Raw genomic sequence first — 12,925 nt, forward strand, 5'->3', positions numbered from 1 at the left:
CCCACAAGGAGAGACCTGCGCCATCGCGACCAGGCGGTCCGTTCGGCTCAGTCGCGGGAAGCGCGGCGCCGTACGATCGCGTCGCTGACATGACGCGCCACGTCGAGCTCGGGCGCCGCCCAGGGGCGCAGGCCGGGGTCCCCCACCTCCGCGGGTTCGACGATTACCTGCGGCAACGGCTCCTCGTCCAGGCTGGACCGCCATGTCGCCGGGTCCGGCCGCTCGGGCAGGTCCCGGAACCGATCGCTCTGCGCATGATCTCTCATATCTGTCATTACGCCCCCAACCCCCCATGAAGTTCCCGCCCGAACCGTGCATTCCTCCACACCCACAGGACCCACGCCACGGAGCCGCTCACTCCAGCAGGGCCGGCGACCCTCGACGGCGCGGGCCCGCACAGGTGCGAGATGAAGCCGCTGCCCGCCGCCGGCATCCCCACCGGCAGGGGGCCTGACCTCTCTGCACGAGGCCGCCGGAGGTGGCGATGGACGCCGGATGTCCACAGGTGGACGACATCCGGCGGCTCGGGGAGCCGTGACGCCCGGCGGCACCGCCGCGCAGCGGAGGTGCCCGTCTCGGCGCCCTGGGAGGGTTACGTTCGCACGACGGGTCAGTTCCCCGCCGGGCGGCGCAGCACCTCGATGATGCTGCCGTAGCTGTCGGAGCCGTGACCCGCCGCCCTGGCCCGCAGCATGGTGGACCTCAGCAGCTCCGGCAGGGAGTTGTCCACGCCCCGCTCGTGCGCGGCGTGGATGAGGTGTTCGATCGCGGCGATCTGGACGTCCACCGTGGCGTCGTCGCCGGGGTAGCGGCCCTCGTCCACCTGGGCGGCGTAGGTCGTGATGAAGTGCGCCACCGCGCCCAGCCAGCGCAGCGCGATCGGCGTGTAGGCGGTGGCCTCGACCTTGTCCGCGCCGACCACGGCCGTGCCGTGCAGCCAGCCGGTCATGGTGGCCCACATCAGCCCGAGCAGCGCAGCGTCGTAGAGCGAGGCCACGCCGGGGTCCTCGCCCAGGTGCAGGGGGTCTCCCAGGACCGACAGCACCTCACGACGCGCTTGGAAGACCTCCTCCGAGCCGCTGTAGAGGAACATCATGTCCTGGCTGCCGACCCCGGGAGGCGTCGTCATGATGGCGCCGTCGAGGTAGCCGATGCCGTGCGAGCGCGCCCACGCGTCCATCTCCCGCGCCTGCTCGGGAGAGCCGGAGGTGAGATTGACCAGGTGCCTGCCCTCCAGCGAGCCTGTCACGGGCTCCAGCACCCCCCGCACCGCGTCGTAGTCGAGGACGCAGGCGATCACCACGTCGGCGGCCTCCACCGCCTCCAGCGGCGTGGCGGCCTCGCGCGCTCCCCTCGCCACCAGCGGCGCGGCCCTGCCCGCCGAGCGATTCCACACCGTCGTCTCCACACCCTTGTCCAGCAGGGCGCCGGCAAGCGCCGACCCCATCGAACCCAGTCCGAGCACGGTCACCCGCATGTCACAACTCCTCAGATCTCGACTGCTGGGACCAGCTTCACAGGGGGACATCAGGCCGCGACAGTGACACCGATGACGGCCATCACCAAATTCCTGCCATACGGTGGGTCCATGAGTGCCGGATCCGTCGCCGTGGTCGTGCCCGAGGACATCGCCGTCCCCTCCTGGGACCTGTACGAGCTGAGCCTGCCGTGCACCGTCTTCGGCAAGCCGCAGCCCGACCTGGCCGACCCCTGGTATGAGCTGCGCCTGTGCGGGACGGGGCAGGCCGATCCCGGCGGTCTGGCCGTACCGGGGCTGGCGCTGCGCACGCCGTACGGGCTCGACGACCTCGTCGGCGCCGACACCGTCATCGTGCCGTCGGTGCCCGACGCCTGCGTCGAGGACGGAGCGCCGCTGCCGCCCGCGCTCGTCTCCGCTCTGCGCGACGCCTACGACGCCGGCGCACGCATGGTGTCGCTGTGCACGGGCGCGTTCGCCCTGGCCGAGGCCGGACTGCTGGACGGCCGCCGCGCCACCGCCCACTGGATGCACACCGCCCAGCTCGCCGAGCGCTATCCGAAGGTGCAGGTGGACGACTCGGTGCTGTACGTCGACGACGGCGACGTGCTCACCAGCGCGGGGCTGACGGCGGGGCTCGACCTGTGCCTGCACCTCGTACGGCGCGACCTGGGCGCGCACGTGGCCAACCAGCTCGCCCGCCGCATGGTCGTGCCCGCGCACCGGCCCGGCGGTCAGGCCCAGTTCGTCGACCTGTCGGTGCCCGCCACCGACGACGACGGGATGGCGCCGGTGCTGGAGTGGGCGCGCGCCAACCTCGACCAGCCGCTCACCGTGGAGGATCTGGCGCGCCGGGCCGCGATGAGCCCGCGCACCTTCTACCGCCGGCTCCAGGGCGCCACCGGGCTGACGCCGCTGCAGTGGCTGCTCAACCAGCGGCTGAGTCTGGCCCAAGGTCTGCTCGAGTCGACCGACCTGCCGATCGAGAAGGTGGGGGAGCTGAGCGGCCTCGGCACGGCGAACAACCTGCGCCACCACTTCCTCAAGCAGGTGGGCGTCTCGCCCAGTGACTACCGGCGCGCCTTCCCCCGCACCGCGTAGAGCGTCCTTGGCGAGGCGTCAGCGGCTGGCCGCCAGGACGTTGCGGGCGATCTCGGCCCGCTCGGCCGCCTCCTCCTCGGCGGCCTGCTGCTCGGCCAGTACGCGGGCGTCGTAGGCGGTGCGGGCGGCGGCGATCTCGTTCTGGTGCGTCTCCGTCCAGGTGACCAGCTCCCGGATGGTGGCGTGCAGGGTCGCGCCCAGCGGGGTGAGCTCGTAGTCGACGCGAGGCGGGACGGTCGCGTGCACGGTCCTGCTCACCAGCCCGTCGCGCTCGAGGTGGCGCAGCGTGCGCGTGAGCATGCGCTGGCTGACGCCGTCGATCAGGCGGCGCAGTTCGGTGAAGCGCAGGCTGCGCCGGTCCAGCAGCGCGATCACCAGCAGCGACCACTTGTCCGCCACGCGGTCGAGTATCTGCCTGACCTCGCAGTCCGCGCGCGTGTCCCACTGGAGAACGTCGTAGTCGCCGTCGGTATCCCCGCAGTAACCGAGGGACTTAATAGTGCCATCTTCCATGACATTGCATGATGATCGACGATTCAGCTGGTTACAAGAAGGAACCGGCAGTCGGTTGAGGAACCATGGGCCGGTTCTGTGCTTTGTGAGAGGAGTGGACCGTGTCCACAACGAACAACCGCATGGACGCACGCGCGTGGGGCGTGCTCTTCGTGCTGGCAGGCGCGATCTTCCTGGAGGGGATCGACGTGGCGATGCTGAACGTGGCGCTGCCGGCGATCCGGGCCGACCTCGGCCTGTCCACCGGCATGCTCAGCGGCGTGGTCAGCGCTTACGTGCTCGGCTACGGCGGGTTCATGCTGCTGGGCGGCCGAGCGGCCGACCTTCTGGGCCGCCGCCGGATGTTCCTGTTCTGGCTGACCGTCTTTCTGGTCTTCTCCGGTCTGGGGGGTTTCGCGACCGAAGGGTGGATGCTGCTGGTCGCCAGGTTCGTGACCGGCGTCGCGGCGGCGTTCATGGCGCCAGCCGGGCTCTCGCTGGTCACCGGCAACTTCCCCGAAGGACCGCAGCGCACCAAGGCGCTCGGGGTGTACGCGGGCACCGCGGCGGGCGGCTTCTCGCTCGGCCTGGTGGTCGGCGGGCTGCTGACCTCGCTCGGATGGCGGTGGGTGTTCTTCGCCCCGGTGCTGCTGGCGGCGGTCATCCTGTTCGCGGCGGTGGCCCTGATCAAGGAGGCCCCCGCGCCCGAGCGCCCCTCGGGCGGCTTCGACCTGGCCGGCGCGTTCAGCATCACCGGCTCGATGCTGCTGCTGGTCTACGGCGTGGTGCGGCTGGAGCACCCGGGCAACGGCCTGGCGGGCACGCTGGGCGCCTTCGGCGCGGGGCTCGCGCTGCTGGTGCTCTTCGTCCTGGTCGAACGGCGGGCGGCCAGCCCCCTGGTGCGTCTGGGCATCCTGCGCTCGGGCCCGCTCGTCAGGGCCAACCTGGGAGCGCTGCTGTTCCTCGCCTCGTTCGCGGGGTTCCAGTTCGTGGCCACCCTCTACCTGCAGGAGGTACGCGGCTGGAGCAGCCTGCAGACCGGTCTGGCCATGCTGGTGATCGGCATGGACACTGTCCTCGCCCCGACGCTCACCCCGCGCCTGGTCAACCGGTTCGGCAACGTGCGGGTGCTGTTCGGCGGCCTGGTGGTCGCGGCCCTGGGGTACGCGCTCTTCCTGCCGATCGGGATGGACTGGACCTACGCCGCCATGCTGCCGACCATGCTCCTGCTCGGCCTGGCCTTCTCCCTGGCCTACGGCCCGCTGACCATGGCCGCCACCGACGGGATCGAGGAGCACGAGCACGGCCTGGCCGGCGGCCTGCTGTACACGTCCTTCCAGTTCGGAACGGCGCTCGGGCTGTCGGCGGTGACCGCGGTGAGCGTCGCTGCCCTCGGCGGCGCCACCACCCCCGAGGCGAGGCTTGACGCCCTCCAACTCGCCCTCGTCGTCCCTGTAGCCGCCGCGGTCGCCGGCGCGGTGATCACCGCCTTCGGCCTCCGCCGCCGCGCCGGAGGAGCCGAGGCGGGGCAGGCCGCCCCCGTGTCCGTCTCGACGACGGCCTGACCCCATTCGATCACAGCGAACCCGGAGCGGTCAGCGGGAGGCGACCGTCGCGGACAGGACGAGGGCGGCGGCCCCGCGGGCGTGGGCGCTGTCGTCCCACGGGCGGACCATGATCTCCAGCCCCGACAGCACGCCGCCCTCCACCGCCGGCCTGAACCCCCTCTCCAGGTACGGCCACAGCACGTGGCTCTCGCCGATCACCGTCAGCGCCCGCACCGCCAGCACGTTCACCACGCCGGCCGCCGCCTGTCCCAGTGCCGCGCCCGCCTCGGCCATCAGGTCGCGAATGCCCGGCGCGTCCACCGCTGCCAGGCGGTGCAGCTCGGCCACCTCCACGACCTCGGAGGTGAGGCCGCGCGCGTGGGCCCGCGCGGCCAGGGCGTAGTCGGCCGCGTACGTCTCCAGGCAGCCGCGCCGCCCGCACACGCACGGCGGCCCCTCCCTGTCGATCGGGACGTGCCCGAACTCCCCCGCCACCCCGTCGGGCCCCCTGTGGATGCGCCTGCCGAGCACGATCCCCATGCCGACGCCGCCGCCCACGGCCAGCACGAGGAAGTCGTCGTGGTCGCGGCCTGTGCCGAACAGCAACTCGGCCATGGTGCTGGCGCGCGTGTCGTTGTCGATCAGCACGGGGACGGGCAGGCGCCCGGCCAGCAGAGGCTGGAGCGGCAGGTCCGACCAGCCGAGGTGCGGCGAGAGCCGGACGACGCCCCTGGCGGGGTCGATCACGCCGGGGACGGCCAGGCCGATGCCGCGGATGCGCTCGCCGGTCTCGGGATCGGCGAGCGCCTGCTCGCACACCGCCACGAGCTGCTCCACCGGTGCGGCCTTCGGGTCGAAGGGCAGCGTGAAGCGGCGCACCTCGCTGCCGTTGAGCCGCATGAGCACGCCGACCAGGTGCGTGTGGTGGACCCGCAGCCCGAGCGTGTAGGCGGCGTCCGGCACCACCTCCAGCGGCACTCTGGGCCGTCCCCTCCCCGCCACCTGGGGCGCCAGCTCGCGCAGGTAGCCGAGCTCGATGAGCCGCCTGGTGTGCTCCGAGACCGTCGCCGCCCCGAGCCCTAGCCTGTGGGCGATCTGCGTCCGATTGAGCGGCTCGGACCCGAGCATGGTCAGGACCTCCGTCCTGACCAAGTCCTCGCGCATGGGCTGCTCCCTCTTGACGGTCTCGCTGATCAAGCCTAGGGTCCGGCATCATAATAATTTCGTCCACGAAATTATAGTTCGTGACGGAGGTACTCGATGAAGGCACTACTGGCCGCGGGACTTGTGATCCTCGTCGGCGCCACCGCGTGCGGAGGCGGCGAGGGCACGGCGGGCGGCGCCAAGCAGGACGACGGCACGGTCACTCTCGACTGGGAGATGTGGGCGGGCAGCGAGGAGGAGAAGGCCCAGCTCGACCATGTGGCGCAGCTGGTCACCCAGCAGCACCCGAATATCAGGATCAAGCTGCGGACCGCGCCGTTCAACGCCTACTTCACCAAGCTGCAGACCGAGTTCGCCGCGGGCAAGCAGGCGTGCGTCGTGTCCATGCAGAGCCTGCGCCTGGGTGCCTACGCCGACCTGCTGGAGCCGCTGACCGCTCCCGAGGGCTTCGCCCCCGCCTCGCTCGACGCGCTGAAGATGGACGGCAAGCAGCTGGCCCTGCCGTACGACCTGTCGCCGATGCTCCTGTACTACAACAAGGACGCCTTCGCGAAGGCCGGGGTGGCCGAGCCTAAGGCGGGCTGGACGATCGCCGACTTCGAGAAGGCCGCCAAGGCGCTGAGCACCGGCGGCAAGTTCGGCTTCGGCATGTCCTTCTCCGATCTGCACACGCTGTCGCTGCTGCTGTCCTACAACGGCGCCAGGCCGGTCACCGACGAGGTGAAGCTGCAGATGGACAGCCAGCCGATGGTCGACGCGGTCACCTGGTACGCCGGCCTAGGCGCCGGCAAGTCGGCCAGCGTGCCCGCCGGCTCGGCCGAGGCGGGCTGGGGCGAGACGCAGTTCATCAACGGCAACGCCATGATGGCCGTCGACGGCTCGTGGAACATCGGCTCCACCATCAAGGACGCCAAGTTCAAGGTCGGCATCGCGCCGCTGCCCGCGGGGGCCCGGCGGGTCGAAGACCTACGTGGCCAACTCCGGGTTCGGCGTGGCCAAGGGCTGCGCGTACAAGGAGGAGGCGATCAAGGCGGTCTCCGTGCTCAGCGGCAAGGAGGCCCAGGCCTACCTCGCGGGCCAGGGCCGCGGCTTCCCCGCCAGGACCGAGCAGCAGCCGGTCTACGAGGACTTCCTGGTGAAGCAGAACCAGGACAAGGCCGCCGACGTGCAGGCCGCGATGTCCTCGGTCAAGGAGGGGCTGGCCGGCGGCGTGCCGCTGTTCACCACCAAGAACTGGGACGACGTGAGCAAGCTCATGGCCCAGCACCTGCTGCAGGTCTACACCGGCGCGCAGAGCGCCAAGGAGTCGCTCACCACGATCCAGCAGCAGGGGGCGCGCGGGCAGTGAGATCACGGGAGGAGTGGAGCGCGCTCGGGTTCGCCACCCCGAGCGTGCTCGGGCTCGGGCTGTTCACCCTGTTCCCCGTCGGCATGGCCGTGGTGATGAGCTTCTTCGACTGGCCGATGCTGGGAGAGAGCGAGTTCGTCGGGCTGGAGAACTTCCGCTACCTGTTCGGCGAGGACCCCGACTTCCTGTCCTCGCTGCGCAACACGTTCGTCTTCACCGGCCTGTACGTGCCGCTGAACATCCTCGTGGCGCTCGGGCTGGCGTTCTGGATCAGCAACTCGCGCTGGTAGAACCTGTGGCGGGTGCTGTTCTTCATCCCGGCGATCACCCCGATGGTGGCCAACGCGGTCATCTGGAAGCTGCTGTTCCAGCTCGTCGGCACCGAGCCCAACCTGCTGGCCGACGGCAGCACCGCGCTGCTGTCGGTGGTGGCGATGAGCGTCTGGCAGGGCTTCGGCTACAACATGATCGTGTTCTCGGCGGCGATCAACGAGATGTCGCCCTCCGTCCTCGAGGCGGCCTCGCTGGACGGGGCCACGGGCCTGCGCAGGCTGGTCAGCGTCCAGCTGCCGCTGATCTCGCCCGCGTTGTTCTTCGCCACCACGATGACGGTGATCAGTTCGATGCAGGTGTTCACGCAGCCCTACATCCTCACCGCTGGAGGCCCTGGCAACGCCACCGAGACGCTCGTCATGACCGTCTACCAGGCCGGCTTCCAGTCCCGCGAGCTGGGACTCGCCGCCGCGGGAGCGTGGGTGCTGTTCGCGATCATCCTGGGTGTGACGGCCGTGCAGTTCCTCGGCCAGAAGCGGTGGGTGCACTATGAGAGCTAAGAGCGTCGTCTCCCACGTGCTGCTGGCCGCGGTCACGCTGGCCTTCCTCTACCCGCTGGTCTTCGCGGTGGCCACCGCGCTGAAGCCCGCAGGCGAGACGTTCGCCGACCCTGGCGCGCTGGTCGGCTCCCAAATCCGCTGGCAGAACTTCGGCGACGTCTTCACCTACGTGCCGTTCCAGCGCTACATCCTCAACGGCGTGCTGGTGGCGGGCGTCGGCACGCTGGTCGTGCTGGCCGCCTCGGCCCTTTCCGCCTACGCCTTCGCCTCCTTGCGCTGGCGCGGCAGGGACGGGATCTTCCTGGTGTTCCTCGCCACGCTCATGGTGCCGCAGGAAGTGCTGGTCGTGCCGATGTTCATCCTCATGCAGGCGTTCGGGTGGGTGGACACCTACCAGTCGCTGATCTTCCCCTGGGCCTTCACCGCGTTCGGGACGTTCCTGCTGCGCCAGTTCTTCCGCGCCGTGCCGCGTGAACTGCAGGAGGCGGCGCGCATCGACGGCGCGGGCGAGCTCCGGATCTTCCTGCGGATCATGCTGCCGCTGGCCAGGCCCGCGCTCGGGGTGCTGGCCGTCTTCACCTTCATCAACTACTGGAACAGCTTCCTGTGGCCGCTCATCATGATCAACGATGTGACCGCGCGCGGCACCGTGCCGCTCGGCCTCCAACTGTTCTTCGGCCAGAACGGCAACCAGTGGCATCTGGTGATGGCGGCGTCCGTCGTCTCCATTCTGCCGACGCTGCTGCTGCTCATCGCCCTCCAGAAGCACCTGGTCAAGGGCATCGCCACCGCCGGTCTGGCCGGCCGCTGAAAGGATCGCAGTGCTGCTTTTCGACCGCCGCGTGGGCCCCGACCTGGGCGCCGACTACCCGGCGAGGGACGTGCCCGACTGGTACAGGGACGCCAAGTTCGGCGTCTTCGTGCACTGGGGGCTGTACTCGGTGTCCGCGTGGGCGACCCCGCGGCTGCCGGGCGAGCACGTGCCGGTGGAGCTGGAGTTCAGCCACCACCAGTACGCCGAATGGCACGCCAACACCGTCCGCATCCCCGGCTCGCCCGCGCGGGCCTTCCACGAGCGGGAGTACGGCGTCGGCACCTCCTACGAGGACCTGGCCGACTCGTGGACGGCGGAGGCGTTCGACCCGCAGGGCTGGATGCGGCTGATCGCCGGCTGCGGCGCGCGCTACGTCGTGCCCACGGCCAAGCACCACGACGGCTTCTGCCTGTGGGACACCGCCACCACCGCCTTCAGCAGCGTGCACAGGGGGCCGCGCCGCGACCTGATCGCCGCGATGGCGAGCGCGGCCCGCGAGGAGGGGCTGCGGTTCGGGCTCTACTACTCGGGCGCGCTCGACTGGCACGTCTCCGACTTCCCGCCCATCCAGTCGATGACGGACCTGTTCACGCTGCGCCGTAACGACGAGGCGTTCGCGAGGTACTGCTTCGACCAGGCCATGGAGCTGATCGACGGGCACGCCCCCGACATGCTCTGGAACGACATCGACTGGCCGGACTCGGCCAAGGCGGCGGGGCCCTACAGCCTGCAGACCCTCTTCGAGCGCTACTACGAGCGCGTCCCCGACGGCATCGTCAACGACAGGTGGGGCGTCCCGCATCTGGGGTCGCGCACCCGTGAGTACGTCTCGGAGGAGCAGACCTCGCCGTGGGTGTGGGAGGCGACGCGCGGGCTCGGCCGCTCGTTCGGCTACAACAGGGCCGAGGACGACAGGCACCTCCTCGAGCCGGCCGAGCTGGTCCACCTGCTGGTCGACACCGTCGCCAAGAACGGCAACCTGCTGCTCAACATCGGCCCTCGCGCCGACGGGTCGCTGCCGGAGTCGCAGGTGGAACGGCTGCGCCACCTGGGCGCCTGGCTCGACGCCCACGGCGGCGCGATCTACGGCACCAGGCCGTGGGTACGGCACGCCGAGCCCGCGGGCGACCCCGTCCGCTACACGCTCGCGCAGGACGGCACGCTCCACGTGATCGCCCTCGACCCGGCGGCCGGACGGCTGCGGCTGGCCGAGGACCTGGTGGAGCCGGCGCGCGCCACCGCCTCGTGGGGCGAGGGCCCCGCCGACATCGACGGCTCAGGACAGGTCGTCGTCCCCGAAGGGCTGCGGGGGCTGCCTGCCGCCGTCCTGAGGCTGGAGCCCCGCTCCTGACCCTGCGCGCGGCGAGGTGCGGGCTACCGGGTCGAGCACGTGCGCGCGTCAGCGGACCGGCGTGCGGGAGGCCGCGGTGCCTCCCGCCGGCGCCTGCCATCCCGCCACCACCGTCGGGTGGCCGTCCACGGCGCGGGTCAGGGGCACCCGCACGGTCGTGGTGCCCCGGCTCGCGACGGTGACGACGCGACTGCCGACCGTTCCCCGCTCATCGCGGACGAACAGGTGCGCCCTGCCCGCCGCGTTGGCGCGCAGCGTCACCTCGACGGCGTTCCTCGTGCTCCTGGCGGAGGTGACCCAGCCGCTCTCGGACCGCTCGGCCGCGGGACCGCCCGCGAGCGGCAGGCCGATGCGGACCGCCTGCTCCAGCGACTGCGGGGAGTCCAGGCTGGACAGCCCTGTGTCGGGGATCACCGGGTCGGGCGGGGTGGTCGGCCGTCCGGGCGGCGGCTGGTATCCGGGCAGCGTCGCGATGCCCCACCGGTACGGGTCGCCCTGCACGCCGCCCCACGTCGACCAGCCGATCCGGGTCTGGCCGGTCTTGTCCTGGGTGTCGGAGTCGTACACGAGGACGTTCAGCCCGAGGCGTGAGGGGTCGACGGCGCCGGGGAGCGCCTCCATCGGGATGGCCATCTCCACGGTGTACGCCCCCGAGGACAGCGACGAGGCCACGCGCGTGCCGGGGGCACCGGGTCCCTGACGGTTGTCGGCGTCGCGAAGGACGCACGGCGGCCCCTCGGCCGTCACGGGCAGCACGGCGGTCTTGAACGTCGTGGAGGTGTTCTCCGACCTCCCGCGCGGGTCGAGTGTCACCTCGACGGAGTCGGTGCGCCAGTGCCGCTTGCAGTCCGACGCCGGCAGGCGGGCGCCGATCACGTCGTCCTTCACCTGGACCAGGACGTACAGCGTGTCGTCACGCCAGGCGAGCTTGGCCGTGCCCGAGCAGTCGGCCGCCGACGAGCAGGCGCCGCCCTCCCACAACCGTGAGATGTCCAGGGAGGGTCCCGGGTACTCGCCCTGGCCCTCGGCGCCGTCGATCGACGGCGCCGATGCCGCCCGCGCGATGGAGGTGGCGGGGACCAGTTCGAGCGCGGGCCTGCTCACGCTGGAGCCGTCCGCGCTGGTGGTCGTGATGGTGTAGGCGTAGTCGCCGCCCTCGTTCGAGGTCTTCAGCGAGGTGTCGGTGTTGGTGACGGTGAACGGCACGGTCGTCGACGCCCCGGCCGCCAGGCCGCTGTAGCCCGCCTCAGCGCGGTCGGCGGTGAAGCCGGCCGGCAGCGCCAGCCGCACGGTCCCCGACTGGGTGGTGTCGCTCACGTTGGTGACCACGACCCCCACCTCGCGCGAACCGCCTGACGGGAGGGTCAGCACGGGCGCGACCAGGCCGCGCAGCTGCGGCACGCCGAGCGCGCCCACCCACTTCTCGTACTGCTCGACCTGGGGCAGCGCCTGCTGTCCCCCTCGTACGGCGGGGCTGACCTCGACCTGGCGGTCGGTGTAGCCGCCTCCCCTCTCCGTGGTCAGCGTCGCGGCGACGCGCGCCCGGTCACCGGGAGCCCCTGCGGGCGTCACGGTGAAGGTCGCCGAGCCGGTACGGCCCGGCGCCAGCCTGCCGAGGTCGCCTGAGCCGCTGACCTTCCAGCCGTCGGGAACGCGCAGCGCCACGGCCGACCGGCCCAGCGGCTCGCGGGACGGCGCCGTCACGCTGACCTTGACGGTGAACGCCTTGCCCGGACGGACGTCGAACGTGCTGGGACGCAGGTCCAGCAGGGTGCCGAGCGGGACGCCGCCGGCAGGTCGCACCAGCGCGCCGTCGAGGATCGCCGTCGGGGCCGCGGCCGCCTCGGTGCCGGGCGCGGGGAACGGCACGCGCGCGTCCACCTGGGTGAAGAAGTCGCAGCCGAGCTGGGCGGGGTCCGTCGGCAGGTCGGGGAAGCCGGCCCAGCCCTGTGAGGCGTACACGCGCTGGGCGTCGCGTTCGATGGCCGCCCAGGTCCTGCCCTGGCTCTCGGAGGCGCGCCCGCTCCACACGCCGTACACGTTCTGTGCCGGGTTGGCGGGACGGAAGGTCGAGGCGCAGTCGGGGCCGCTCTTGGAGGTGCCGCGCGCCCTGCCGAGGAGCACGCGAGCCGGCGCGAAGGGGCGCAGCCCCTCACGGGCGATCTGCTCGGGGAAGGCCTCGGGGTCGGCCGCCGCGTAGAAGGCCTCGACGGCCAGCCGCGCCGCCTGCTGGTGGTTGCCGTGGTTGCCGGGAGAGGGCGCGGGGTCCATGGTGAGCAGGATCTCCGGCCTGGTCTGGCGGACGATCCTGACGACCTTCTCCAGCGTGTCGCCGCCCCAGACCGTGTCGGTCAGCGGAGCGCTCACCGTGTAATAGAAGTCGACGTCGTCGAGGTTGAACACCTCCCGCACGCCCGCCTTGGCGACCGCCGTACGCTCCTCGGCCTCCCTGAGCAGGCCGAGGGCCGGGCCCTCCTCGGGCCCGACCGCGTTCCCCCCGCCCTCGCCCCTGGTGACGGTGACGACGCCGGTGCGGATGTCGTGATCCTCCTTCCACTGCCCCAGCGTCGACAGGGTGAAGGCCTCGTCGTCGGGATGGGCGCCGACGAACAGCGCGTCGAGGTCGGCGGAGGAGCGGTCCGAGGTGGCGGGGGGCGCGGCGGCCCTTCCTGCCTGCGTGGGAGGGGCGGCGGCCTTCCCTGCCAGCGCGGGTGCGGAGGGGACGAGGCCGAGGACGACCGCGGCGGCGAGCACCGCCAGGCGTCCGGGCGTACGCGGCACGAGCATGGAACCTCCGG

Annotated in this window: 11 protein-coding genes; 6 read left to right on the forward strand and 5 right to left on the reverse strand. The window is 71.6% G+C overall.

The features are described from left to right. Positions 1-47: 47 nt before the first annotated feature. A complete protein-coding gene (locus FHR33_RS51650) occupies positions 48-176 on the reverse strand; it encodes a hypothetical protein (RefSeq protein WP_281388150.1) in 129 nt (42 codons plus the stop codon). A 434-nt stretch (positions 177-610) separates the two neighbouring features. After that, a complete protein-coding gene (locus FHR33_RS08915; protein WP_183645488.1) occupies positions 611-1,477 on the reverse strand; it encodes an NAD(P)-dependent oxidoreductase in 867 nt (288 codons plus the stop codon). 111 nt (positions 1,478-1,588) lie between these two features. On the opposite strand from FHR33_RS08915, the gene FHR33_RS08920 reads away from it, so the two are divergent. Beyond that, positions 1,589-2,578, forward strand: coding sequence for a GlxA family transcriptional regulator (locus FHR33_RS08920; protein WP_183645489.1), 990 nt, complete (start codon positions 1,589-1,591; stop codon positions 2,576-2,578). 18 nt (positions 2,579-2,596) lie between these two features. On the opposite strand, the gene FHR33_RS08925 is transcribed toward FHR33_RS08920, so the two are convergent. After that, positions 2,597-3,091, reverse strand: a complete 495-nt coding sequence (locus FHR33_RS08925; protein ID WP_183645490.1) for a winged helix-turn-helix transcriptional regulator — start codon at positions 3,089-3,091, stop codon at positions 2,597-2,599. Positions 3,092-3,192: 101 nt separating this feature from the next. Between FHR33_RS08925 and FHR33_RS08930 the strand changes: the two genes are divergently transcribed. Then, entirely contained in the window at positions 3,193-4,635 is a 1,443-nt protein-coding gene (locus FHR33_RS08930) for an MFS transporter (RefSeq protein WP_312895429.1), read from the forward strand. A gap of 30 nt (positions 4,636-4,665) precedes the next feature. Here FHR33_RS08930 and FHR33_RS08935 read toward each other — a convergent pair whose 3' ends face one another. Then, positions 4,666-5,781, reverse strand: a complete 1,116-nt coding sequence (locus tag FHR33_RS08935) for an ROK family transcriptional regulator (RefSeq protein WP_183645491.1) — start codon at positions 5,779-5,781, stop codon at positions 4,666-4,668. 96 nt (positions 5,782-5,877) lie between these two features. Here FHR33_RS08935 and FHR33_RS49070 point away from each other — a divergent pair, with 96 nt between their 5' ends. The 4 genes from FHR33_RS49070 to FHR33_RS08955 are packed head-to-tail and all read left to right on the forward strand — an operon-like array spanning position 5,878 to position 10,127. Continuing rightward, on the forward strand, positions 5,878-7,419 hold the full coding sequence (locus tag FHR33_RS49070) for an extracellular solute-binding protein (protein ID WP_221241023.1): 1,542 nt from the start codon (positions 5,878-5,880) through the stop codon (positions 7,417-7,419). 12 nt (positions 7,420-7,431) lie between these two features. Next, entirely contained in the window at positions 7,432-7,962 is a 531-nt protein-coding gene (locus tag FHR33_RS08945; RefSeq protein WP_221241024.1) for a carbohydrate ABC transporter permease, read from the forward strand. Continuing rightward, positions 7,952-8,773, forward strand: a complete 822-nt coding sequence (locus FHR33_RS08950) for a carbohydrate ABC transporter permease (protein ID WP_183645492.1) — start codon at positions 7,952-7,954, stop codon at positions 8,771-8,773. The genes FHR33_RS08945 and FHR33_RS08950 overlap by 11 nt, the downstream gene beginning before the upstream one ends. Positions 8,774-8,783: 10 nt before the next feature. Further along, positions 8,784-10,127 carry an alpha-L-fucosidase gene (locus FHR33_RS08955; RefSeq protein ID WP_183645493.1) on the forward strand — a complete coding sequence of 448 codons (1,344 nt, stop codon included), beginning with the start codon at positions 8,784-8,786 and terminating at the stop codon, positions 10,125-10,127. Positions 10,128-10,175: 48 nt separating this feature from the next. Here FHR33_RS08955 and FHR33_RS08960 read toward each other — a convergent pair whose 3' ends face one another. Continuing rightward, positions 10,176-12,914, reverse strand: coding sequence for a sugar-binding protein (locus FHR33_RS08960; RefSeq protein ID WP_183645494.1), 2,739 nt, complete (start codon positions 12,912-12,914; stop codon positions 10,176-10,178). Positions 12,915-12,925 lie beyond the last annotated feature (11 nt).

The organism is Nonomuraea dietziae (assembly GCF_014195505.1).
GTDB lineage: Bacteria > Actinomycetota > Actinomycetes > Streptosporangiales > Streptosporangiaceae > Nonomuraea > Nonomuraea roseola.